General features: G+C 32.1%; 20 protein-coding genes. 7 read left to right on the forward strand and 13 right to left on the reverse strand.

The annotated features are described in order from the left end of the window. Window positions 1–52 precede the first annotated feature (52 nt). The 6 genes from BUA99_RS08540 to BUA99_RS08565 form a co-directional block, all read right to left on the reverse strand. Complete coding sequence (locus BUA99_RS08540) at window positions 53–874, reverse strand: DUF4249 domain-containing protein (RefSeq protein ID WP_072990853.1); 822 nt, start codon at window positions 872–874, stop codon at window positions 53–55. A gap of 5 nt (window positions 875–879) precedes the next feature. Further along, on the reverse strand, window positions 880–3,261 hold the full coding sequence (locus BUA99_RS08545) for a TonB-dependent receptor (protein ID WP_072990856.1): 2,382 nt from the start codon (window positions 3,259–3,261) through the stop codon (window positions 880–882). A gap of 126 nt (window positions 3,262–3,387) precedes the next feature. Continuing rightward, window positions 3,388–4,611 carry an isocitrate dehydrogenase (NADP(+)) gene (locus BUA99_RS08550; RefSeq protein ID WP_072990859.1) on the reverse strand — a complete coding sequence of 408 codons (1,224 nt, stop codon included), beginning with the start codon at window positions 4,609–4,611 and terminating at the stop codon, window positions 3,388–3,390. Window positions 4,612–4,937: 326 nt separating this feature from the next. After that, window positions 4,938–5,288 carry a 50S ribosomal protein L19 gene (gene rplS / locus BUA99_RS08555; protein WP_072990863.1) on the reverse strand — a complete coding sequence of 117 codons (351 nt, stop codon included), beginning with the start codon at window positions 5,286–5,288 and terminating at the stop codon, window positions 4,938–4,940. Window positions 5,289–5,508: 220 nt separating this feature from the next. Continuing rightward, window positions 5,509–6,186, reverse strand: coding sequence for a tRNA (guanosine(37)-N1)-methyltransferase TrmD (trmD, locus tag BUA99_RS08560; RefSeq protein WP_072990866.1), 678 nt, complete (start codon window positions 6,184–6,186; stop codon window positions 5,509–5,511). A 189-nt stretch (window positions 6,187–6,375) separates the two neighbouring features. Next, window positions 6,376–8,892 (reverse strand): M14 family zinc carboxypeptidase, encoded by a 2,517-nt coding sequence (locus tag BUA99_RS08565; RefSeq protein WP_200778654.1) that lies wholly within the window; start codon window positions 8,890–8,892, stop codon window positions 6,376–6,378. 169 nt (window positions 8,893–9,061) lie between these two features. Between BUA99_RS08565 and BUA99_RS08570 the strand changes: the two genes are divergently transcribed. Then, the gene (locus tag BUA99_RS08570; protein WP_072990871.1) at window positions 9,062–11,188 is read left to right on the forward strand and encodes a M3 family metallopeptidase; all 2,127 of its coding nucleotides are present in this window, start codon (window positions 9,062–9,064) and stop codon (window positions 11,186–11,188) included. Window positions 11,189–11,350: 162 nt separating this feature from the next. Next, window positions 11,351–12,283 (forward strand): peptidylprolyl isomerase, encoded by a 933-nt coding sequence (locus BUA99_RS08575; protein ID WP_072990874.1) that lies wholly within the window; start codon window positions 11,351–11,353, stop codon window positions 12,281–12,283. Between the two features lie 257 nt (window positions 12,284–12,540). Here BUA99_RS08575 and BUA99_RS08580 read toward each other — a convergent pair whose 3' ends face one another. Together BUA99_RS08580 and BUA99_RS08585 are read right to left on the reverse strand one after the other, a co-directional pair. Continuing rightward, complete coding sequence (locus BUA99_RS08580; protein ID WP_072990877.1) at window positions 12,541–12,930, reverse strand: GreA/GreB family elongation factor; 390 nt, start codon at window positions 12,928–12,930, stop codon at window positions 12,541–12,543. 6 nt (window positions 12,931–12,936) lie between these two features. Next, the gene (locus BUA99_RS08585; protein ID WP_072990881.1) at window positions 12,937–14,490 is read right to left on the reverse strand and encodes an FMN-binding glutamate synthase family protein; all 1,554 of its coding nucleotides are present in this window, start codon (window positions 14,488–14,490) and stop codon (window positions 12,937–12,939) included. A gap of 395 nt (window positions 14,491–14,885) precedes the next feature. On the opposite strand from BUA99_RS08585, the gene BUA99_RS08590 reads away from it, so the two are divergent. Beyond that, window positions 14,886–15,221, forward strand: a complete 336-nt coding sequence (locus BUA99_RS08590; RefSeq protein WP_072990883.1) for a tRNA-binding protein — start codon at window positions 14,886–14,888, stop codon at window positions 15,219–15,221. A gap of 1 nt (window position 15,222) precedes the next feature. Here the strand turns inward: BUA99_RS08590 and BUA99_RS08595 are convergent, their stop codons facing one another. The 3 genes from BUA99_RS08595 to BUA99_RS08605 all read right to left on the reverse strand — a co-directional run bounded on the left by BUA99_RS08595 (window position 15,223) and on the right by BUA99_RS08605 (window position 18,447). Further along, window positions 15,223–16,143, reverse strand: a complete 921-nt coding sequence (locus tag BUA99_RS08595; protein WP_072990886.1) for a hypothetical protein — start codon at window positions 16,141–16,143, stop codon at window positions 15,223–15,225. 91 nt (window positions 16,144–16,234) lie between these two features. Further along, the gene (locus tag BUA99_RS08600; RefSeq protein WP_072990888.1) at window positions 16,235–16,615 is read right to left on the reverse strand and encodes a PUR family DNA/RNA-binding protein; all 381 of its coding nucleotides are present in this window, start codon (window positions 16,613–16,615) and stop codon (window positions 16,235–16,237) included. Between the two features lie 71 nt (window positions 16,616–16,686). Next, window positions 16,687–18,447, reverse strand: coding sequence for an ABC transporter ATP-binding protein (locus BUA99_RS08605; RefSeq protein WP_072990891.1), 1,761 nt, complete (start codon window positions 18,445–18,447; stop codon window positions 16,687–16,689). Window positions 18,448–18,648: 201 nt separating this feature from the next. Here BUA99_RS08605 and BUA99_RS08610 point away from each other — a divergent pair, with 201 nt between their 5' ends. The 3 genes from BUA99_RS08610 (at window position 18,649) to yajC (ending at window position 21,255) form a co-directional block, all read left to right on the forward strand. Continuing rightward, complete coding sequence (locus tag BUA99_RS08610) at window positions 18,649–19,755, forward strand: Glu/Leu/Phe/Val family dehydrogenase (RefSeq protein WP_072990894.1); 1,107 nt, start codon at window positions 18,649–18,651, stop codon at window positions 19,753–19,755. Between the two features lie 287 nt (window positions 19,756–20,042). Then, a complete protein-coding gene (gene nusB, locus BUA99_RS08615; protein ID WP_072991454.1) occupies window positions 20,043–20,954 on the forward strand; it encodes a transcription antitermination factor NusB in 912 nt (303 codons plus the stop codon). Window positions 20,955–20,982: 28 nt separating this feature from the next. Then, complete coding sequence (gene yajC / locus BUA99_RS08620) at window positions 20,983–21,255, forward strand: preprotein translocase subunit YajC (protein WP_072990897.1); 273 nt, start codon at window positions 20,983–20,985, stop codon at window positions 21,253–21,255. A gap of 77 nt (window positions 21,256–21,332) precedes the next feature. On the opposite strand, the gene BUA99_RS08625 is transcribed toward yajC, so the two are convergent. Both BUA99_RS08625 and BUA99_RS08630 read right to left on the reverse strand, forming a co-directional pair. Further along, entirely contained in the window at window positions 21,333–22,841 is a 1,509-nt protein-coding gene (locus BUA99_RS08625) for an FMN-binding glutamate synthase family protein (RefSeq protein WP_072990900.1), read from the reverse strand. A 204-nt stretch (window positions 22,842–23,045) separates the two neighbouring features. After that, a complete protein-coding gene (locus BUA99_RS08630) occupies window positions 23,046–23,831 on the reverse strand; it encodes an NYN domain-containing protein (RefSeq protein ID WP_072990904.1) in 786 nt (261 codons plus the stop codon). Window positions 23,832–24,328: 497 nt separating this feature from the next. On the opposite strand from BUA99_RS08630, the gene BUA99_RS08635 reads away from it, so the two are divergent. Continuing rightward, window positions 24,329–25,591 carry a cysteate-C-fatty acyltransferase gene (locus tag BUA99_RS08635; protein ID WP_072990906.1) on the forward strand — a complete coding sequence of 421 codons (1,263 nt, stop codon included), beginning with the start codon at window positions 24,329–24,331 and terminating at the stop codon, window positions 25,589–25,591. Window position 25,592 lies beyond the last annotated feature (1 nt).

A 25,592-nucleotide genomic window follows, 5' to 3' on the forward strand; every position in this document is an offset into this window, starting at 1 on the left:
GAGAACTTGTAATAGAAAGCTGGAATTGCTTCAAAAAACTTTAAATTTTCACTTACTTGATGGTATAATTTTTAGTTTCAATTTCGCTTAAAGCAAAATAGCCTAATGGATAATTCTCAAATTTTGTATTGTTCACAATATTCCCTCTCACTGTGGCTGGAGGCGATTGAAATGGACCACCACCACTATTGCTAGAAATACTTACTAGTACGCTCATATAATTGTAGTACTGTTTTGAAATACCTAAATGTGTAATTTCAACTTTATCACCTTTTTTTAAATCATCATTTTGAGAAACACTAAAAAATTTATTACCGTTAAAAAACTCATCTTGATCTACATAATAGTTGGATTTTATTTGGTTTGAATAGCTGTATTTATATAAATAGTAATTAGCCTGATTGGTAGGATCCGTGTAAAAAGTTTTTATTTCTATTTGATCCCCTGTAAATCCACCTTGATCATTTTGAATAATTTCAGTTATTGGTGCTACTGCTTTTAAAGTTTCAGTGGCAATGTAGGTTTCGCCTTTATTAACAACAGTTAACGTATAATTTTCATTAATCGCGGGTACAAAATTAGTGCAAATATAATCGCCTTTTGTAGTTGATTCCACGAAATTAAAAATCACATTTGCGCTATTTTTAATTGTGATAGTTGCACCAGAAATTTTCGGAATTTCATTGCTGTAAAAACCTGTAGTAGTGGCTAACGTTATTTTTTGCTGATTACCAGTAGTTCCTTTTTTCCAGTTGATAGATGCTGTTATAACTAATTTTGGCGTAGCAGTATCTAAATTTAAATCTATAACATCTTCACAACTACTTGTAAAAATGGCTGCGACTGTTACTATTAATAGTGTTATTTTTTTCATTTCAATTAAAATTTAAAATTGTAACTAACCGCGGGAACCATTCCAAAAATCGAAGTTTTTACAGCTTCGTTAGTACCAGAATCTGCGTTTTGTCTAAAGTTAATAGATGCTGCATTTTTACGATTATATAAATTGTAGATACTAAAAACCCATTCACCTTTCCAATTTCGATTTATATTTTTTCTGGGGGTTAAAGTGGCAGAAATATCTAAATGATGGTAAGCAGGAAGTCTGTTTTCATTGCGTAATCCATAGCTAGGAACGGTAATTCCTAGATATTGATATTGACCATTAGGATATGTTACGGGTTGACCAGTTTGAAAAGCAAAGTTTGCACCAAAAGACCATTTATCATTCAAGTTATATGCGCTTGTTATTGCTATGTTATGTAGTTTATCATACACTGAGTTATACCAATTGCCATTATTTATACCGAGTTCACTAGCAGTTCTTCCCGGAGTTCGCTGTTGGGATTTTGCTAATGTGTAGGAGATCCATCCGTTGAATCGACCTTCATTTTTTCTAAACATTAATTCTAAACCGTAAGATCTTAACTCGCCATTTAATATAATTTGCTCAATTGCTTTATTAGCAATCAAATCTGCTCCATCGATGTAATCCAATCTATTTTTTACTATTTTGTAATAGGTTTCAACTTCTAGAGAGTATTCCCCATCTTTAAAATTCCGGAAATAACCAACAGCAACTTGATCTGCAATCTGAGGTTTAATAAATTCATCACTTGGAGTCCAAATATCAAGTGGAGTAGGTGAGGATGTATTTGAAATTAGTTGTAAATATTGAACCATTCTATTGTAGCTTGTTTTTATTGATTGCTCATCATTTAATTGATAAGCTAAAGAGAAGCGAGGCTCTATGTAATTGTAAGATTTCATTGACTCATTCTTTCCAAAAGATTTTGTTCCAATGGGAGTTGCTTTTTCATAAATTTGTAAATCCGAATTAAAAAGTACGGGATTGTCATTTGTATAAATATTTACATCTGACTGTCCCAAACGATAAAAAAGACTGTAACGAAGTCCATAGGAAAGTGATAATCTTTTTGAAATATCATGATCAGCATTTAAATAAAATGCCGGTTCAAAAGCATATTTTTTATCTAGTTGATCAAAATTGATCCCTGAATTTTCATCTGATGGTCTTATTGTACCCGGATTAAATGAGTAATAAATGCCATTTACTCCATAATTTAATTTAAACTTATCTGAAATATAATTTTTAAAATCATATTTGATGTTATAGTTTTTGATACCAGAATCCCATTTGAATCCTACGAAATCTAAATCTAATCCATAATAATAATCGCTGTATATCAATGATAAATTAGAAAATAACTTATCAGAAAATAAATGGTTCCATCTTAAATTTAAGGTAGCATTTCCATATATGTTAGTAAAACTTTTGTTTAACGAAAATACATCTCGGCCAAAATATCCAGATAAGTATAAATTATTATTAGGATCTAATTTATAACTCAATTTGGTATTCAAATCATAGAAATAAGCTGAGTTATCTTTCTGTTTTTCGGATAATTTTAAAAACAGATGTGCATACGAGCTGCGACCGCCTATAAGGAATGATCCTTTATCTTTTACCAATGGTCCCTCCGCTAAAATCCGACTCGATATTAATCCAATTCCGCCGTTGACTTTAAATCCTTTACTGCTACCATCCTTTTGATAAATATCTAAAACAGAAGAAGCTCTACCGCCGTAACGAGCTGGAATTCCTCCTTTATATAATTTTAGATCTTTAATTGCATCTGGATTAAACACAGAGAAAAAGCCAAAAACATGAGACGAATTAAATATCATTGCTTCATCGAGCAGTATTAAATTTTGATCAGCGCCACCACCACGAACATTGAATCCAGAGGCGCCTTCACCAGCATTGGTAACTCCAGGAAGTAGTAAAAGAGATTTAATAATATCTACTTCACCAAGCACAACCGGCATTTTCTTTATTGCTGAAATAGAGAGCTTGTTCACACTCATTTCAGCTCTTTTTATATCTGTTTTAGTTCTATTATCAGTAATTATAACTTCTTTTAGAACTGTTTCATTTCCGAATAATTTATGATTTTTTTTCGTACTTTGGTTTAATTCAATATATTCTTCTATCGTTTGATATCCTAGAGAGCTAATTTGAATCGTATAATTTCCTTGCGGGAGTGTTATGGAATAAAAACCATATTCATTAGTTGTTACTCCAGTTTTTAATTCTGGAATTACAATGTTTACGCCAATCAAAGTTTCATTTGTATTAACATCCATTATTGTACCACTGAGTGTAAATTTTTCTTGTGAGAAAGACGTCGTGAAAAAGAGGATAAAAAATAGAAAGGATATAATTTTTTTTGTAATCATTTGTTGAATTTTGATTTACAAATTTCAACAAAAACACTTTAATGTATTGTTCAACAGTTGTTAATATATTGTAATAAAAAAAGACAACTGTTTCCAGTTGTCTTTTCAAAAAAATTAGAAGATAAATTACGCTAATTTAAAGTCTAAATTTTCTTTTATAGCTGCTAAGAAGGCTTCAGTTGTTAAGTAATCAGCTGCGGTTAACCCTTCTGGTTTAACTAGCATTGCTAAGTCTTTTGTCATTTTTCCGCTTTCTACAGTGTCAATACAAACTTGCTCTAAAGTGTGACAAAAATCGATTAATGGTTGATTTTCGTCTAGTTTTCCTCTGTGTTCTAATCCTCTTGTCCATGCAAAAATAGATGCTATAGGATTCGTTGAGGTTGCTTTTCCTTGTTGGTGCTGTCTAAAATGTCTTGTTACAGTACCGTGTGCGGCTTCTGCCTCAACAGTTTTTCCGTCAGGAGTAACTAAAACAGAAGTCATTAATCCTAATGAACCAAAACCTTGCGCTACAGTATCTGATTGTACGTCACCATCGTAGTTTTTACAAGCCCATACAAATCCACCGCTCCATTTCATTACTGATGCAACCATGTCATCAATCAATCTGTGTTCGTATGTAATTCCAGCTTCTTCGAACTTAGTTTTATAATTTGCTTGGTACACTTCTTCAAAAATATCTTTGAAACGACCGTCATAAGCCTTTAAAATGGTATTTTTTGTCGAAAGGTATAAGGGCCATTTTTTTGTTAATGCCATTTGGAATGAAGAATGTGCAAATCCATAAATACTTTCGTCAGTATTGTACATTGACATTGCAACACCATCACCTTGATAATCGTAAACATCCCAAGTTTGAGTTTCTCCTTCTTCAGGAACAAAAGTCATGGTTAACTTTCCTTTCCCTTTAATTACGGTATCAGTAGCTTTGTATTGATCTCCAAAAGCGTGACGACCAATAACAATAGGTTTTGTCCAACCTTGAACATATCGAGGAACATTTTTCATTATGATCGGCTCACGAAAAACGGTACCACCCACAATATTACGGATTGTACCGTTTGGGGATTTCCACATTTTTTTTAATCCAAATTCTTTTACACGATCCTCATCAGGAGTAATAGTAGCGCATTTAATACCAACATTGTATTTCTTGATGGCTTCAGCAGAGTCAATTGTGATTTGGTCATTTGTAGCATCTCTGCTTTCCATTCCTAAATCGTAGTATTTAATATCTAAATCTAAGTAAGGAAGAATTAATTTATCTTTAATAAAAGACCAGATAATTCGTGTCATTTCATCGCCATCCAACTCAACAATTGGATTAACTACTTTAATTTTTGTCATAATGTAATGGTAAATATAATTCTTGTTTTCAAAATGTCCACAAAGGTAATAAAACGATTTCGTAAAAAGAGATGTGCTTTACTTTTGTTTAGAGTAACAAAATTGAATTGTCAAATTAGGATTTTATAGAGGTCGAATCAAGAATATGAGAATTTAAGAGCTTCTTATCGATTATTAGTGAAATTTGAGACTCCATGATTGAGACTTTTGGAATTAAATTCCTGTTTTAATCTAAATATTTAATAAAATTACATAACTATTTTTAGTTTATAACTAAAAAAATCCCCAACAATGTTGAGGATTTCTTATAGTAAAGAGACAGTGAACTATCTTCTTTTGTCTTTAATTTTTGCTTTTTTACCAGTAAGCTCTCTAAAGTAGAAAATTCTAGCTCTACGAACTGCACCTTTTTTGTTGATTTCGATTTTCTGTAAAGCTGGTAAGTTTACTGGGAAGATACGCTCTACTCCAATAGCACCTGACATTTTACGAATTGTAAAAGTTTCTGTATTTGCAGAACCTCTTCTTTGAATTACAACACCTTTAAAAAACTGTGTTCTAGTTTTTTCACCCTCTCTAATTTCGTAGTAAACAGTGATTGTATCACCTGCTGCGAAAACTGGGAAATCTTTTTTTGCAACTAATTCGTCTTGAACGAATTTCATTAAATCTGCCATGATATCTTTAATTATAGTTTCTATCAAATCAACATTCGCGGATCTCGCCAGAGGTTAATCTGAATTCGGGTGCAAATATAGAACTATTGTTTTAATTAGCAAGTTTTAAATCTATATTCACTTATACTTTGTCTTGTAAGATTTCAGTTTATAAAGGTTAATTCAAGTTACAAATGAAACATCAAGGCTAATTATTAGTTACGAATTTACGTAACACTTACTATTCTTCTAATAAATCAGGACGTCTATTTTTCGTATGCTCGTAAGCCATATCTTCACGCCACTTGTCAATTTTAGCAAAATTTCCACTAGTTAAAACCTCTGGAACTTTCCATCCCTTGTAGTCTGCGGGTCTTGTATAAATAGGTCCAGAAAGTAATCCATCTTGAAAGCTATCGGTTAAAGCAGATGTTTCATCACTTAAAACACCTGGAATTAATCGAATTAGAGCATCTGATAAAACTAAGGCTCCTAATTCTCCACCACTCAATACATAGTCGCCTATTGAAATTTCTTTCGTGATAAAATGATCCCTTACTCGCTGATCCACCCCTTTATAATGACCACAAAGAATAATGATGTTTTCATACATAGACATCGTATTAGCCATTTTTTGATTGAGCGTTTCCCCGTCAGGCGACATATAAATAATTTCATCGTATGCTCTCTCGCTTTTTAAATGTGTAATGCAAGCATCAATGGGTTGCACAGTCATAACCATTCCCGCCCCGCCGCCATAGGGATAATCGTCTACGCTTTTCTGTTTGTTTGCAGTATAATCTCGTAAATTATGAAAATGAACTTCAACCAATCCTTTTTCAATCGCGCGTTTCATAATAGAAGCTTCAAATGGACTTCTTAACAATTCAGGTAAGACCGTAACAATATCAATACGCATGGTTTTATTTATAAAAATTTAAAATGCAAATGTACAATGTTTTTGAAGAGTTGCTGTCGTTTTAGAGCTCGGCTTTTAGTAAGTCAGATTTTGCAAATGGGTACCTGAAAAAAAAATTCCTGTCTGGTTTTGCCAGACAGGAATGAAATGTAAAGAATCGTATTTTTTGATTAAATTAAAATTTCTATGTTACATTAATTTACTAAAGAAAATAGCATTCCAAAGTAATTTCTCTGTCCCTAACCAAAATGCTCTGAAATTAGTGTTGTCCGTAAAAATAGTAATTCTACCATCTCCTTTTTTTATGGTTTGGAAAGGTACTGTTTCTTTAAGTAATTCTAAATTCTCTTTTGAGATATAACCGCTTATTAGTGGGTTTTTAGCGTATTGAATTGGATTATTAAAACTGCTTTTATTCGGTTCAATAATAATTGATGAATTTCTAAAAATGGGCAGTGTATTTCGTGGCATTCCAAAATTGATAGGATGTGATAAATCTAATTTGGTTTCAAATATTGCTCCTGAAATTAATTTTGCACCACGGTAATCATCAGCTTTTTCAAAAGAAATATTTTTAGCTTCGTTTTTTATAGTTTTAAAAGTCAAATCTATAAACTTTGCATCATTCAGCCATTTAATAGCATCCTGATACGCTATTAAAGTTCCACCCGCTTGAACCCATTGCTCTATTTTAGCAATCGCTCTACTGGAGAAACTATTATAATTTCCATTAGCTAAAATTAAAGTAGTGTATCTATTAAGATCTACGTTTTGCAATTGTTCTAAGTTAATTTTAGTCAAAGGCATTGCAGCTTTTTGATCTAGAAGATGCCAAATTTCACCGGCATCAGAGGCGTCAACTCCTTGTCCTACGACCATTGCGACTTTTGGTTGCGTTAGTGTTACAAAACTTGGATTTCCTAAATTGATACCTTCTGTAAAACCAGTATCTACTGCTGCAATTTCAATTGCATAGTCAGGTATGATCTTGTTTAAATAGTCAAACAGTGCATCTGAATCCATTTCTTGATTTTGAACTGGCACGAAAAGCGTACCATAAGAATAAGTTTTTCCAGCAGATGTAAAGGGTTGTTTTGTGGCTCTAACACGTATGTTTTTAGATAATATTTGATTTAAAAGTTTAGGCGAGTCGTAATCCGTCCATTCTATTAAATAACCAATATTACTTTTTTTACTAACCAATCCTCGTTTGACAACGGGCTCGTATTGACCTCCAGCTTGAGAGAGAGAATTTACACCTTCAAAATTTAAATTGAAAGCCAAATCGAAGCTCCATGTTGAGATGTCATAAAATAAACTGTCCTTGAATTTTGTTTGTCTATCAAAAATAGCGTTGATTAACTTCGTGTTTTGCTGATCAACAGGAATTATGTAACTTAGATTTTTAGCAAATTTCTTTTTGTTTATTGTAACGTCCTCTTTCAATTTCAGCATTTCAATTTTGTGCTGATTTAGTATTTTTGCCAATTCATTTACGCGTGTTGCGTCATTTTCATCTCCGAAAATATATCCTTTTATTGCGCTTTTTTTACCATCATTTCGAGCTTTTACATAAAAATCTCTTTGATAATCCAATAATTCTTTTCGCATTTCATAAGCGGCTTGTATAGATGACAAGCTAGTTGTAAATTGATTTCTGATGGTGAAAGGGAACGTCAAAATACCATTAACACTTTCTTGTGCATGACCACGTGAGCTTGCTTGCTCAAATAAAATCCCTATCGATCCATTAATGTCAGGATAAGAAGATCCTTTTCCATAATAAAAATCATCAAAATTCTTTTCAATAAAATAAGAACTTCCTATTTTGTCCAAAGCTTTTGCGTGATAACCAGCGATTTTTTTGGTTAGGATTTGATTAAGTTCTGGAGTGAGCGGATTCGTTCGCGTTGGTTCTCCAGGTTGAAAGAAATAAGTAGCGTCAGTTCCCATTTCGTGAAAATCACACAATAAATTAGGTAACCATTTGCGATATGATCTAATTCTAGCCTGACTCTCAGGGAGTTGTACTGGAAGCCAATCTCTATTCATATCAAACCAGTAATGATTAAAACGTCCTCTAGGCCACATTTCATTGAATTCTCTATCGTTAGAATCAGTGACTAGATTAGAACTTTTATTACTGTTTACCCAACTCGAAAAACGTTGCAATCCGTCAGGATTAAAGCAAGGATCAAGTAAAATAATCGTGTTATCTAATGTTTTTTCAAGTTCTGCACTCTCTCCTGCTGCAAGATAATAAGCTAGTGCAATTGCGGCTCCCGTTCCGCTCGATTCATTGCCATGAATCGAGTATCCAAGATAAATAACAATAGGTAAATCAGAAAGATCAGTATTATTCGCTCCTGCAACAGCAACAGCTTGATGTCTTTTTAATATCTCGTCAATATTTGCTAAGTTTTTTGGACTCGAAATTGTTAGTAATTGTAAAGGTCTGTTTTCGTACGTATACCCAGTGGTTTCAATAGAAATTCGGTCTGACGCATTCGCTATAATGTTCATGTAATTTGCCACCTGTGTATGATCAGTGTGCATTTCTCCTAATTCAAAATGGAATATGCTTTTTGGTGTTGGTATGTTTTTATTGTAGATAGTATTTTGCGGAAGATAATACTCTAAAGTAATTTTATTTTGAGCATTCATTAATCCGCAAAATAAAAGGCAAAAAGTTAATAATTGTTTCATTTACACTTGGTTTTTTAGTTGTTGTTTATGAATAATTTTAAACTACTAAAGTAATTAAGTTTTTGGAATATTCTATAAATTTTGTGAAATCTCAAAAACTAGCACTCAATAACAAAGAACAAATGTTGTTTTTTGATTACATTTATACCCAAATTTTAAAAAACTAATTATGCGATTTATTTCAAAAATTGTTTTGGCCAGTTCGGTATTATTTATTGCTGCCTTGTCAACGCAAACTATTCATGCGCAAACACAATCTGTAAAAATGACAAACCCTCTTTTACAAAAAAGTACGTTGCAATATCAAGCACCACCATTTAATTTATTTAAAGATGAGCATTACAAACCAGCTTTTGAGTACGCTTTAAGAGTTCATGACCAAGAAGTTACTAAAATAGCGATCAATAAAGCGAAACCTACTTTTTTAAATACGGTTGTGGCTCTAGAAACTAGTGGTGTAGATTTGACACGAGCGACTAGCGCTTTTTATAACTTAACAGGATCAAACACTAATCCTAAGCTACAAGCTATCGAAGCGGAATATGCTCCAATTTTCTCAGCTCATAACGATAAAATCTACTTAAATAGTGAATTGTATAATCGCTTTAAAGCAATCAATTTAACTAGCTTAAAAGGAGAAGATAAAAAATTGACAGAATATTATCTACAAAAATTTGAATTGGCTGGAGCTAATTTATCGACTGCGGATAAAGATAAAATGAAAAACATCAATAGCGAATTAGCAAGTTTAAGCACTCTTTTTGGCAATAAACTTTTAATTGCTCGTAAAAACGGAGCTATTTTATTTGCTGATGCTAAAGAACTTGACGGAATGAGCACTGGCGAAATTGCCGCTGCAAAAGCTAGAGCTACTGAAGCAGGTAGTGATGGAAAGTACTTAATTAGTTTATTAAATACTACACAGCAACCCGTACTTGCAAGCTTAACCAATCGTGCAAGCAGAGAGAAAATATTCAAATCGTCATGGTATCGTGCAGAAAAAAATGACGATGGCGATACACGCGAAGTGTTAGAAAAAATAGCAAAATTGCGTTTACAAAAAGCAAAGTTAATGGGTAAAAAGAGTTTTGCTGAATGGAAATTGCAGGATCAAATGGCTCAATCTCCAGCTCCAGCTATGGATCTTTTAGCAAAAATTGCTGCTCCGTCTGTTGCCAAAGCTAAAGTAGAGGCTAAGGAAATTCAAGCTTTAATAGATTCTCAAAATGGAGGATTTAAATTAGAGCCTTGGGATTGGGATTTTTATTCAGAACAAGTTCGTAAAGCGAAATACGACTTGGATGAGAGTGAAATTAAACCTTATTTTGAAATTAGTACCGTTTTAGAAAAAGGAGTGTTTTTTGCTGCAAAGCAAATGTATGGTATCACATTCAAAGAAAGAACTGATTTGCCAGTCTATCATCCTGATGTGAAAGTGTATGAAGTATTTGATAATGATGGTTCATCTCTTGCTATTTATTATTTAGATTTTTACACAAGAGATAATAAAAATGGCGGTGCTTGGATGAATAATTTTGTGAGTCAGTCTCATTATTTAAAACAAAAACCTGTTATTGTAAACGTTTATAATTTCTCAAAACCAATCAATGGAAATGCTTCATTAATAAGTTTTGATGATGTAACAACTATGTTTCACGAGTTTGGACATACTTTACACGGATTATTTGCCAATCAGCAATATGAATCTCTTTCTGGAACGTCAGTGCCAAGAGATTACGTAGAGTTCCCTTCACAAATTAATGAACATGCAGCTTTAGATCCAACCGTTTTAAGGAATTATGCTATTCATTATAAAACGAAAGAAGTTATTCCTCAAGCTTTAATCGACAAAATCAAAAAAGCAGACACATTTAATAAAGGTTATGTTGTAACTGAACTTCTAGCAGCTGCAACCTTAGATATGGCTTGGCACAGAGTGGAAAATGAGTCCGATTTTAAACCAACATTAGAATTTGAAAAAGAAGCACTAGCTAAATATGGTTTATTAGTAGATGAGGTACCGCCAAGATATCATTCTCCTTATTTTGCACATATTTGGGGTGGTGGATACGCTGCTGGTTATTATGCTTATACTTGGTCAAAAACATTAGATTACACTGTTTATGATTGGATGCAAGCTAATGGAGGATTAACAAGAGCAAATTCAGAACGATTTAGAAAATACATTTTGTCTGTTGGTAATAGTGTAGATTTAAATAAAGCTTTTAAAGATTTTATTGGAAAAGAGATGCAAGTTCAATCCTATTTAAATAATGCGGGATTAAATGTAAAATAATCTATTTTAATAGTTCTTACAAATGGCATCCACAATGGATGCCATTTTTTTTGCATTGCTAGTGGTATTTATGAATTACGAAATCCTAATTTGTATTCTAATCACTTTGGTAATTCTCTAATTAAATTCGTAAATTTGCTCTTCAATAAAAATTACACAAAAATGGAAAACGGAATATATGCTAAATTCAACACCACAAGAGGTGCAATTTTAGTAAAACTAACACACGATTTGACTCCAGGAACTGTTGGAAACTTCGTAGGATTAGCAGAAGGAAATATTGAAAATAAAGTGAAACCACAAGGCGTTAAATTTTATGATGGATTAAAATTTCACAGAGTAATTCCTGATTTTATGATTCAAGGTGGTTGTCCACAAGGTACAGGAACTGGAGATCCGGGTTACAAGTTTGATGATGAATTTCATCCAAGTTTAAAACACAACCGTCCAGGAGTTTTAGCTATGGCTAACTCAGGACCGGGAACAAATGGTTCTCAATTTTACATTACGCACATTCCAACAGATTGGTTGGATAACAAACATACTGTTTTTGGTCATGTTATAGAAGGACAAGATATTGTTGATACTGTTGAGCAAGGAGATGCTTTAGAATCACTTGAAATTATCAGAGAAGGTGAAGAAGCTAAGAACTGGAATGCAGTTGAAGCTTTCATTACTTTTAAAGGAGCTCGTAACAAACGTGACATTGCTTTAAAAGCAGATGCTGAAGCAGCTATGGAAAAACTAGCAGCTGGTTTTGAAAAAACAGATAGCGGTTTGCGTTACCAATTCATTCAAAGAGGTGATGGTAAACAAGCACAAAGCGGTAAAACAGTATCTGTTCATTATGAAGGATCTTTAGAAAACGGTAAAGTCTTTGATTCTTCTTATCCAAGAAAAAAACCAATTGAATTTACATTAGGACAAGGTCAAGTTATAGAAGGCTGGGACGAGGGTATTGCTTTATTGAAAGTAGGTGATAAAGCGCGTTTTGTGATTCCGTCTCATTTGGGATATGGATCTCGTGGTGCTGGAGGAGCAATTCCACCAAATGCTACTTTGATTTTTGACGTTGAATTAATGGATGTTAAATAAGGTACTAAATACAAAGTTTAAAGTTAGAGATAAATAAATAGAATGTGAGATTAAACTTTTACTCACAACCTAAAATGATCAAATAGCTTTTTTCTTGAACTACCCCCAAAAAACGAAAGTCTTTTTTGGGGTATTTTTTTTGGAATAAAATGAGCCCTTTTTAAGGAATGAAATACTGGTTTAAGAATTTCGATATTTATAGAAAAGCATAAAAAAAACACCTTCATAAAAATGAGGTGTTTAAAGGAATTTACTATTTAGTTGTTAGAAGCGTTACTAACAGAAATAATTTTTAAATTTTTGATGCCGGATGGCAATTGCCATTCTACTTCATCATTTTCTTTAAAACCTATTACGGCCACACATAATGGAGCTAAAATGGAAACTTTGCCCTCTTTTAAGTTAGCCTGTGAAGGCATAACAATTTGAACTTTCATTTGTTGCTTAGAGTTTAAGTCCTCAATTGTTACATGAGAATTCATTCGAACAATACTTTGATCCACAACATCGTCTTTATTAATAATTGCACGGTCTAACTCTTGGGCTAGTAAAGAAATTTCTCTAATATTAGTACTGTCTTTAGCATTCTTTGTTAATTCTCGCAGTATTTTATAATCTGCATTTGTTAAAACAGGAATTGGTTTCATATTGATTTAGTTTAAGTTTATTTTTTCATCTTTTGTTCTAATTTGAATATCGTTAAAAAACAATGAAGCAAAACTTTCATTGGTTTTATGATCAATCCTTCTATAAAAAACATTGGGAGTAATCGCCTTTGGACTTTCAAAACCACAAGCGCCTATGAATTCGGCAAAGGCTTTTAGGGTATTATTATGAAAATGCATGACACGTACACTTTTATCTGTTATGTCTAATCCTTTATATAGATTTTGGTCTTGAGTTGCAATTCCTACCGGACATTTTCCACTGTCACATTGCAAGGCTTGAATGCAGCCTAATGCGAACATCATTCCCCTAGCGCTATAACATATATCAGCACCAAGTGACATAGCTTTAGCTATATCAAAACCAGTAATGATTTTGCCTGAAGCCATAATTTTTATTTGGTCTCTAACTCCATATTCTTTTAATATTTTACTTACAAATATTAATGCGTCAGAAAGTGCCATTCCCATATAATCAATGAATTCTAATGGTGCTGCACCTGTACCGCCTTCAGCGCCATCGACCGTAATAAAATCAGGAACAATTCCAGTTTGTATCATCGCTTCTACAATGGATATAAATTCATCTTGACGGCCTATACAAATTTTAAAACCTATAGGTTTTCCATTAGCTAATACCCTCATCTTTTGCAAGAAGTACAACAATTCAACACTGTTCGAAAATGCAGTGTGTCCTGCCGGTGAATGTATTGCAATGTGAGGCTTAACATTTCTAATTTTGGCAATCTCTTCTGTGTTTTTTTCGCCAGGTAATAATCCTCCATGTCCTGGTTTAGCTCCTTGAGAGAGTTTTAATTCTATCATCTTTACTTGTGGAAAAATGGCTTTTTCTTTAAATAATTCTTCAGAGAATGTGCCGTCATCATTACGGCATCCAAAATAACCTGTACCAATTTGCCAAATTAAATCTCCGCCCTCTAAATGAAAATCACTAATTCCTCCCTCACCAGTATTATGAGCAAAACCACCTAGTTGAGCTCCTTTGTTTAAAGAGGATATAGCTGTTTTACTTAATGCACCATAACTCATAGCGCTAATATTGTAAATGCTGGCATCATAAGGCTGAAGGCATTGTTCATTTCCAACAACAGTTCTAAAAAATTGTTTATCAGCACGTTTTGGATATATAGAATGTGCGGCCCATTCATAACCTATACGATTAGGATCATCCTGCATACCAAATGATATGGTTTGTTTTACATTTTTAGCCCTTTGATACACAATTGATCGTTGTCTACGATTAAAAGGTTTACCATCTAATTCTCCCTCAAAAAAATATTGACGCATTTCAGGACGAATGGATTCTAATAAATATCTAAAGCGGCCAACAATAGGATAATTTTTTCTAACGGTTTGTTTGTTTTGCATTATATCTTGAATATACATGTACAGCAAGTAAAACGGAACAATTAGAAATAAAAAATGAATATTTCCTGCTAGTATTAATGTAAAAGTAACAAGTAAAAGCGAAATAGTAATCACCCCAATTATGTGGTGTACTGCTAATTTTTTTGTAAACATGATATAAAGTAAATTTAGAATTTAAAATAACAATTTTTAAAAACGGATATAGAATGAATGATGTAGAAATAAACCTTCGTCCTGAAGTTGATTGTTTTATATAGACGAAGGTCTAATTGACAAAGGCTTTTGAATGTGAAAATTTCGCAGCACGCATGATATCCTCCTTAGGAAAAGAGGAATATAGTAGCGATCTATTTAAAAAAGTTTTCATAAATTTGAAATAACACATTGCAAAAATACATTCATTTTTATTATAAAACGCTTTTTTTTGAGTTTAGATTACAATTTTCATTTTTATCGATCGTTATTTTATTGAATAATGAATAACAGTAGATACTTTTCATATTTAAATTTGAATTATTAAATTTAGGAGCAAATAAAATAGACAGACAATGGAAATTAATTTATCGGATTTTGAAAAAGTAGAAATGAGAGTAGGAACAATAGTAGATATCTTTGATTTTCCCGAAGCTCGAAAACCAGCGTACCAACTTACTATTGACTTTGGCCTTACAATAGGAATATTAAAATCCTCGGCACAAATCACTAAGCGATATACTAAAGAAATGCTGATTGGCAGGCAAATTATTGCCGTTATAAATTTTCCAAAAAAGCAAATTGGAAAATTCATGAGTGAATGCTTACTACTAGGCGTGATAGGGCAGGATGGTAATGTGATTTTGCTCGCACCTGATTTTAGAATAGAAAATGGATTAGCTGTAAGTTAAACTATGTATCTAATGTCGAAATTTTCGATGCCTCTAAAGTCTCATATTTATTGTGAATGGCTAAAATAATGACCCCAAATAAAACAGCTGTTACAATAAGTATGGTATTTAAAATCCCTTCTGTTCCAAATGATATTTTAATTAAGATAGTAGATATAATAAAGCCAGAATTTCTAATTACTTTACTAAATTTATCAGTTAAGAAAAACGAAAATAGAAGTAAAAGAACTTCAACTAAAATTAATATTGTAAAAAATTCATCAAAGAAGATTTTATTAATATCCTTAATTTTATCTACAATTTCAGTTAGGGAAAAGAAACTTTCATAAATCCAATGTCCGAGACTGTAAATGGATAATACGACGAAAATAGGTATTAATGCTATTGCAAAAACGTTTTTGAGTTTGATGAATTTAGTAATAGCAATTGTCTTTTGAATTTTAGATTGGTTAATTTCATTTTCCCTGTTGAGGTTGTAAAAAACAAATATTAAATAAAAAAGAATTATTGTAGCAATAATGTCAAGTGTGAAATTCACATTTGCTTTTACGCTAAACCAGTTTGTATCGAATTCTAATTTAGTTAAATCTTTAAATATTCTTCTAATGATTATTAAGGTTATGATTTCATACTGTTTACCTATGTATATCGTAGTTGATTTAGGTAAATAATAAACAAGCAAATAAACTTCGTAAATTAATATAAAAGAGAATGGAGTGTAAATTGCGGCTATTGGATTACTTAAGAGTTTTAGATGGTTATTTGCTAAAATTAGTTCTAAATCTACTAATGAGATAATTAACAAGTGTAGTAAAAAACTTAGTATAGCAAGAGAAACAAAAAATATTTCTGCTCTTTTCTTTGTCTTTTCTGATAAGAGTTTGCTGTAAAGAAAAGAAAAAAGTGATTTGGTTTCAGTCATTTGATTTTTTATATTGTCAAATCTAATCAAAAAAGCCTGACGTTCATTTGAACTTCAGGCTTTTAACTTTCGTTTAATCACTTCTTAGCGCCTAGATGTCATCAAATTCTAGATTCGTAAAAGTTGACGTCTCAGGAATGTTGTAATCTTCTGATTTTTCAGTAGTATATTCTTTTTTAAAATCTTTTTGGTGTCTTTCTGAAATTACCTCTTCTCCTTTATGGTTTAGCACGTAGGAGGTCATTTCATCTAAAATTTCAGCAAATGATGTAAAGTCTTCTTTATACAAATAAATTTTGTGTTTTTTAAAATGGAATGATCCATCTTCTTCGGTAAATTTTTTACTTTCAGTAATTGTAATATAATAATCATCAGCCTTTGTCGCTCTCACATCAAAGAAATATGTTCTTCTTCCTGCTCGTAAAACTTTAGAAAATATCTCTTCTTTTTCTAACATGTCATGTTCTCTCATAATCCTTTCGGTCAATTTGTGGTTGTTAATTAGTACCCAAAAATCTATAAAAAATAAATATAAAACAACAATTAATGTGTTTCTTTTTCTGAAAGTTGTTTCAAATATAACGCGGAATAATACCCCTCTTGATTTATCAATTGATTATGAGAACCTTGTTGTACAATTTGACCATTATCGATAATAATTATGTTATCGGCATTTTTAGCTGATGACACACGATGACTCACAATAATAGTAGTTTTATCTTTACATATATCATTTAAGTTACTCAAGATTGTTTCCTCTGTTTGTGTATCTACAGCTGACAGGCAGTCGTCGAAAAGTAATATAGGTGGATTTTTTATGATAGCTCGTGCAATAGAAACGCGCTGCTTTTGACCACCGGAAAGTGTAATTCCTCTTTCTCCAAGAACGGTATCGTATTGTTTGTTGAAACCCATAATATTATCATGGACTACCGCACTTTTCGCCGCTGACTTCACTTCTTCATCAGTTGCATTTTCCTTTCCAAACATAATATTATTTTTTATACTATCTGAGAACAAAAAAGCATCTTGCGGAACAATCCCAATATTATTCCTTAAATCAAATAGATTAATGGTACTGATTTCTTTGCTATCAATAGTTATCATGCCGCTAGAAACATCGTACATTCTAGAAATCAATGATAATATCGTCGATTTACCTGATCCAGTTTTACCTAAAATTGCTAAAGTTTCGCCTTTTTTAACTGAGAATGAGATGCCTTTTAAAGCAGTAATGTTAGTATCATCATAAGTATAGCTTACATTTTCGAAGGAAATTGCACCATTAATGATGGACTTGTTTTCATTGTTATTTTTGATTTCAGGTAATACTTTTAGAAATTCATTTAATCTTTTTTGGGAAGCTTCTGCTTCTTGAACCATTGATGAAACCCAACCTAATGAAGCAACAGGCCATGTAAGCATATTTACATATAAAATAAATTCAGCTATTGTTCCAATATTTTTAATAGTTCCGTTGATGTACATTAATCCGCCAAAATATATAACGACCAAATTGCTAATTCCAATTAATGCTAACATTAATGGTCCAAATAGTGACTGAACCTTCGCTAAATTCAGACTTTTACTTTTACTTTCGTAGGCTAAATTCACCATATTATTTTGGTGTTGATTTTCTAAGGAATATGCTTTTATAACCCTAATCCCTGAAAATATTTCTTGAGAAAAGCTCGAAACTTTTGATAAATACTGTTGGAAGATTGTACTTCTAACATTTATCTCAGAGCTCAATTTGAAAATAGCATAAGATAAAATTGGCAATGGCAATAGCGTATACAAAGTAAGTCTTGGAGACACGTTGTACATATATACAATTACGATAGTGAAACGTATTACGGTATTGATGGTGTACATAACAGCGGGACCAACATACATCCTTACTTTAGAAACGTCTTCACTAATACGATTCATTAAATCTCCTGTACGATTCTGTTTATAAAAATTTTGAGATAGATTTTCGTATTGACGGAAAACTTCATTTTTTAAATCAAATTCGATGTGTCTCGACATAACAATTAATGTTTGTCTCATCAAGAAAGTAAGAAGACCTGCAATAATTGTAGTAGCGATAATCAAAAGGATATTCGAAATTAACTCTTCCTGAATTACTGATTTTGTTATGGTTTTATCATTACCAAAAGCTTCAATAACTTTGAAGGATTTACTGATCAACTTGGGGGTGAACAGCATGAAAATTTGGGCAATTATTGTAAAGATGACACCTAGTAAAAAACTGTATTTATATTTGACAAAGTATTTGTTTAAATATTGTAATTCTTTCATTGTATTAAGATATTCTGTGTTGGAATGACGTTGTTTTTTAATTTAAAGCTTTATATCACTAACCTAGTAACTGATTTTAAAACTAAATATTTAATGATTCGATGATTTTTCATCAAAATAGGAACATAAGTGTGTTTTTTACGTATTTTTGAATAGTCTTTTTGACAAATTCATAATTTTATAAATATAAAAAATTACGCTATGAATACAGCTTTCACGACTGGAAACGAACTTCAAAAAATGGATCCCGTTTTTGGACAATTATCATTTGATGAACACGAACAAATTGTATTTTGCAACGACAAAGATACGGGTTTAAAAGCAATTATTGGTATTCATAATTCAGTTATGGGTCCAGCTTTAGGAGGTACAAGAATGTATGATTATGCAAATGAATGGGAAGCGCTAAATGACGTGTTGCGTCTTTCACGTGGTATGACATTCAAAGCTGCAATTACAGGATTAAATATAGGTGGAGGAAAAGCAGTAATCATTGGCAATCCAAAAACACAGAAAACGCCAGAATTAATGCGCAAATTTGGAGAATTTGTTCATTCGTTAAGCGGAAGGTACATCACTGCTGAAGATATGGGAATGGAAACTAAAGATATGGATACTGTGCGAGATGTAACGCCATACGTAACAGGAATATCTGAGGAAAGAGGCGGTTCTGGAAATCCTTCACCAGTGACGGCTTACGGTGTTTTTATGGGGATGAAAGCTGCTGCAAAACAGCAATTTGGTTCTGATAACTTGAGCGGAAAGAGGGTTTTAGTTCAAGGAATAGGTCACGTAGGAGAAACTTTAGTAGCTCATTTAGTTAAGGAAGGTGCTATTGTCACAATTGCTGATATCAATGAACAAAAACTCAATGAAGTAGCTACGGCGTACAATGTTTCAATATTTAGAGGTGAAGATTTATATAGTGCTGATGTTGATATATATGCACCTTGTGCAATGGGAGCAACAATAAATAATGATACAGTTTATAAAATTAAAGCTAAAGTCATTGCTGGAGCAGCTAATAATCAGTTAGCTGATGAGAACGTTCAGGGTTTGATTTTACAAGAAAGAGGGATCTTATACGCACCAGATTTTTTAATTAATGCTGGTGGAATAATTAATGTATATGCAGAACTAGCACATTACGATAAAACAGAAATTATACGGAGAACTGAAAATATATATGACACTACTTTAGAAATTTTTGATTTTGCTATCGCTAATAAGATCACGACTCATCAAGCAGCTTTGACAATTGCTCAAAATCGCATTAATCAAAGAAAAATTGAAAATAGTAAGAAGTAATTTTTAGTATTTAGTGACTAGTACTTATTATTAATGAGTCAGTGTTCAGTAATTAGAATTTAGAAATCATCGCAGAAGAACACAATTAAATTGCTAGTTTATTAAAGTTATTTTAAAAAAAAATAATCTGCTTTCATATGCGATTAATTGCTTTAAACGAACTATGGGCAGGTAAAAATAAAGTGCTGATATATTTTATTTTAAAAAATGAAATACTTATTTTTGCACCCTAATTTATAAAAAGTTCTTACAAGGTGGTAAACAGAAGACACATTCGCGTTAAAGTTATGCAGTCCATATATGCGATGCATCAAAGCGGTTCAGATAACTTAGAGAAAGAAGAGAAATTTCTTTTTTACAGTATCGACAACATCCAAGATTTATACCTTATAATGTTATCATCGCTAATTGAGATTTGCAAAACTGAATCCGTTTTTTTGCACAAATCGAGTCTTAAACACCTTGCAACGCCGGAGGAGCGTAAGCCAAATGAGAAGTTTGTTAAAAATCAAATTTTCCAAATTCTTTCTGATAATAATTCCTTGAGTATCGCACTAGAAAATCGAAAAATTAATAATTGGACTTTAAATGACGATTATATTTTGCTGCTTTTAAATGATATAAAAGCCAGTGATTTATACATCAATTATATGAGTAATACCGTTCATTCATTTGAAGAAGATCGGCAGTTTATTGTAGATTTATTCATGGAAGTTATTGTTCCCAATGAAAAATTATACGATTACTTAGAAGATGATAAACTGACTTGGGTTGACGATATTCCACTTGTTAATACTCAAATTATTAAGCAGCTAAGAGCTATCAAAGCAGGAGAAAATGATAATTTTAGAGTTCCTAAATTGTATAAGGATAATGAGGATAAGGATTTTGTGAAAGACTTATTTAGAAAAACTGTTTTAAATGAGAAAGAGTTAGCTAAGGAATATCTTGATAAAACTCCTAATTGGGATGTAGATCGAATTGCTGAAATTGACACAATTATTTTGAAAATGGCAATATGTGAATTTTTGAAATTTCCGTCCATTCCTGTCAAAGTTACACTTAACGAATATTTAGAGGTTGCAAAGGAATATTCTACTCCTAAAAGCAGTATTTTTATCAACGGAATTTTAGACAATCTAGTAAAAGAATTAAATACTAATAAAAGAATCATCAAAGCCGGGAGAGGTTTGATGTAATAACTAACAAAAAAAGAAAATTACAATTATGGAACAGTTAACTCAATTTGCACCTTTTATATTAATGTTTGTGGTAATTTATTTCTTTATGATTAGACCACAGCAAAAAAAGGCTAAAAGTGAAAAAGAATTTGAAAGCGCACTAAAAGTAGGTGATAAAATAATCACTAAAAGTGGACTTCACGGAAAAGTTTCTGAATTAGCAGACACTACTGCTGTGATTGAAACTATGTCAGGCAAATTAAAAATGGAGCGTTCTGCAATTTCTATGGAAATGAGTGCTGCATTAGCTAAAAAATAAATTTTAGTACATTTTAAGATAAAGTCCCAAACTGGAATTCCAGTTTGGGACTTTTTTTATAAATCTGTTTTAATTTATTAATAATGCGTTACGCTTTTTAAGTTATCCGGAAAGTAAAGATCTGATAAATGAGAAAATTCATCTCCTCTCATAAAAATACTGATATCGACATCAGAAAAACTGTCTTTCCCTGCCGCTGCCAAAAGTTCATTAGCCGCATGTAAAGTGTTTTTATGAAAATGAAACACACGTTCTGATTTGTCAGTTACAACTAAACCTTTCATTAGCATCTTATCCTGTGTTGCAACTCCAGTAGGACAAGTATTAGTATTACAGCGCAAGGCTTGAATACAGCCTAATGAAAACATAAATCCTCGTGCGCTGTTGCACATATCCGCTCCAAGCGCAACGGCTCTAAGAATGGAATATCCGGATATTATTTTTCCACTTCCTATTAATCTCATTTTATTTCTAATTCCAAAACGAATTAAAGTTTTGTTTACAAAAATAAGAGCTGGCTCAAAAGGCATTCCTACACCATCAGTGAATTCTAGTGGTGCAGCACCTGTGCCACCCTCAGCGCCATCCACAGTTATAAAATCTGGATAGCAATTTTGTAAGATCATCTCTTCGCAAATGGCTTCGAATTCATTTGTCTTACCAATACAAAGCTTGAAACCTATTGGTTTTCCATTAGCAAGTTGGCGTAAAGTTGCTACAAATTGTACCAAACCTTTTGTATCTGAAAAAGCAGAATGTCCTGGAGGAGAAAGTATTGTTGTGTGCGGTAAAACTCCCCTTATTTTTGCTATTTGCTCCGTATTTTTTGCAGCAGGTAGAACGCCACCGTGCCCTGGTTTTGCTCCTTGCGATAATTTTATTTCGATCATTTTTACTGTTGGAAAATTTGCTTTTTCAGCAAATTTTATACTGTCAAAACCGCCACTTTCATTTCGGCAACCAAAGTAACCCGTTCCGATTTGCCAAGTGACATCTCCACCTTGCAGATGAAAATCAGTTAATCCTCCTTCTCCAGTATTGTGATAAAAATTTCCTTTTAAAGCTCCTTTATTTAATGCGAGTATTGCATTTTCACTCAATGAACCAAAACTCATTGCTGAAATATTTAAAAGTGAAGCAAGATAAGGTTGCGTACATTCTGGTCCTCCTACTAACACTCTTGGAAGTTCTTTTTTTACGACTGCTGGAAAAATTGAATGTTTTATTCCTTCATAATTAGAATCGTTAATATTTAATTGTGTTCCAAAAGGTGTTGTAGAATCAATATCTTTTGATCGCTGGTAAGCAAGTGAGCGTTCGTTTCTTGAAAAAGGTTTACCATCAGTAGCTCTTTCAATAAAATACTGCTGAATTTCAGGACTAATCATTTCAAAAAGATATCTGAAATATCCTAAAACAGGAAAATTTCTTAAAATAGCATGCTTATGTTGTATGCTATTAGCATATCCCAAACCTAAGATTATTGCAATAAATAGAATTAGAAGTAATCCTACATCAAAAAACATATAAATTATTGTAGTTAAAATAAGGACAGATATTCCGAAAATAAAAAAATTCTTTCTCATGCAAATTTGATTTAAGCCCTAAAATACTAAGAATATTATAATTTTCAATTCCTATTCCATTAAATTTATTCTAACTAAGTTAATTTAGAAAAAAGTTAGTACAGTTTAATATCTTTAGAAATGTAGATAAGATTGTTAATTCAAAAAAAAGGCTCTAATTTTTAACAATCAAGGCCTTTTTAAATAAGATCGTAGGTAATGACACTAACTAAAACGTAATCTTACATATACATGTTTGATACCTTTTTTATCAGATTCTCTCTCATCAATTTCTAAAATATCAGTAAGCGATTTTAACATCGGAGTTAATTTAGTAAATCCATAACTTCTAGGATCGAATTCTGGCTTTCTTTTGACAATTAAGTTCCCAACATCGCCTAGAAAAGCCCATCCATCATCATCGCAAATATCTTCTATTGTAGTTTCAATAAGTTCAATTGTTTGTATTTCTATTTTATTCGCTAATTTTTCTATTGGTTTTTCTACTGGTTTCTCGACTTGCTTTTTAGAATCGAGTGTAGGTTTTTTAGCCTTTTTCTTGATTGCACCATCTAATACTTCTATGTATATAAAACGATCGCAAGCCACAATAAAGGAATTGGGTGTTTTTTGTTCGCCAATACCTATCACTTTCATTCCAGATTCTCTCAATCTAATAGCTAATCTCGTAAAGTCAGAATCACTAGACACGATACAAAAACCATCAACTTTATCAGAATAGAGCAAATCCATAGCGTCGATGATCATAGCTGAATCTGAAGAATTTTTACCTACCGTATAACTATATTGTTGAATAGGGGTTATTGCGTGCTCTAATAAAACACTTTTCCAACCGCCAGCATTTGGTTTTGTCCAGTCGGCATAAATACGTTTTGTTGTTGGTGTGCCATACTTAGCAATTTCTTCCATCATTCCCTTAACATTACTATAAGGAACATTGTCAGCATCTATTAGCACGGCTAATTTAAGTTCTTTTGTATTTTGAGACATTATAAATCTTTTGAAAATTGTTGACCAAATATACAAAGTTTATTTTTTAAATTATTTCCAAATTTCCATAAGAAATATTTAGAGATAATACTGGAGTGCAAGGAATCGAAGAAAAATAGTAGTAGAAATTGACAATAGCTTTACTTATTTCAAAATTTTAGTTTTACAAAAAAAAATAAAGGAACTTAATGTTTTTGATGGATTTATGATTAGTGATAGTAGTGTTATGAAATTTCAGCCGGAATAATGATTTTAATTCCAACTTTTTAATTTTTAGATAAATTTTAAAATAATAAGTATTACTATTGAAAAGTCTAAACAAAGGTTGTAATTTTAACAGTAAAATCTGATATTTTTTATGTTAAAATGGATAGGTTGAAGTTGTTCAAATTGCGTTCATTCATAGGGCAAAAAATAAATATACTTTCAAGTCTTTATTAAAGTTTAAATATTTAATTTTGCAACTTCTTAAAATTAAAATTATTACTTGATATATTATGGTAAAAGATTTATTCGAAAGGATTCAAAACAATAAAGGACCATTAGGAAAATGGGCTTCACAAGCTGAAGGCTATTTTGTGTTTCCTAAGTTAGAAGGTGAGTTAGGTCCAAGAATGCAGTTTGGTGGGAAAAATATTTTAAATTGGAGTTTAAATGATTATTTAGGACTTGCAAATCATCCTGAAGTGCGTAAGGCAGACACTGATGCAGCTGCACAATATGGCGCAGCTTATCCAATGGGAGCACGCATGATGAGCGGACATACTAAATATCATGAACAATTAGAGAGTGAATTAGCGGCTTTTGTAATGAAAGAATCTGCTTATTTGTTGAATTTTGGTTACCAAGGAATAATGTCAACAATTGATGCTTTAGTTTCAAAAAATGACGTAATTGTATATGATGTAGATGCGCACGCTTGTATAATTGATGGTGTACGTTTACACATGGGAAAACGTTTTACTTATCGTCACAATGATCTTGCAAGCATGGAAAAAAACCTGGAACGCGCTACTAAATTAGCTGAAGTTACAGGAGGAGGAATACTTTTTATAACAGAAGGAGTTTTTGGAATGCGTGGTCAGCAAGGAAAAATCAAAGAAATTGTTGCCATGAAAGAAAAGTTTAACTTTCGTTTATTGGTTGATGATGCTCATGGTTTTGGTACACTTGGTAAAACAGGAGCTGGAGCAGGTGAGGAACAAGGTTGCCAGGATGGAATAGATGTTTACTTTTCAACTTTTGCAAAATCGATGGCAAATATTGGTGCTTTCATAGCTGCTGATAAAGATATAATTGATTATTTAAAGTACAATTTGCGCTCTCAAATGTTTGCAAAAGCATTGCCAATGATTCAAACTATAGGATCACTTAAAAGATTACAATTATTACGTGACCATCCAGAACTGAAAGATAAACTGTGGGAAAATGTAAATGCATTACAAACCGGTTTGAGAAGTAGAGGATTTAACATAGGTGATACAAACACTTGTGTTACGCCAGTATATCTTGAAGGAAGCGTACCTGAAGCAATGGTAATGGTTAACGATTTAAGAGAAAACTATGGTATTTTCTTGTCAATAGTGATTTATCCAGTTATTCCAAAAGGGATGATTTTATTACGCGTTATTCCAACTGCGCCTCACACTTTAGATGATATTAATGAAACTTTGATTGCTTTTGAGGCAATACGCGAGAAATTAGTTAATGGAACTTATAAAGAAATTGCTTCAAGAACTAAAGTTGATTTAGACGCTTAGT

This window comes from Flavobacterium segetis (genome assembly GCF_900129575.1).
Taxonomy (GTDB): domain Bacteria; phylum Bacteroidota; class Bacteroidia; order Flavobacteriales; family Flavobacteriaceae; genus Flavobacterium; species Flavobacterium segetis.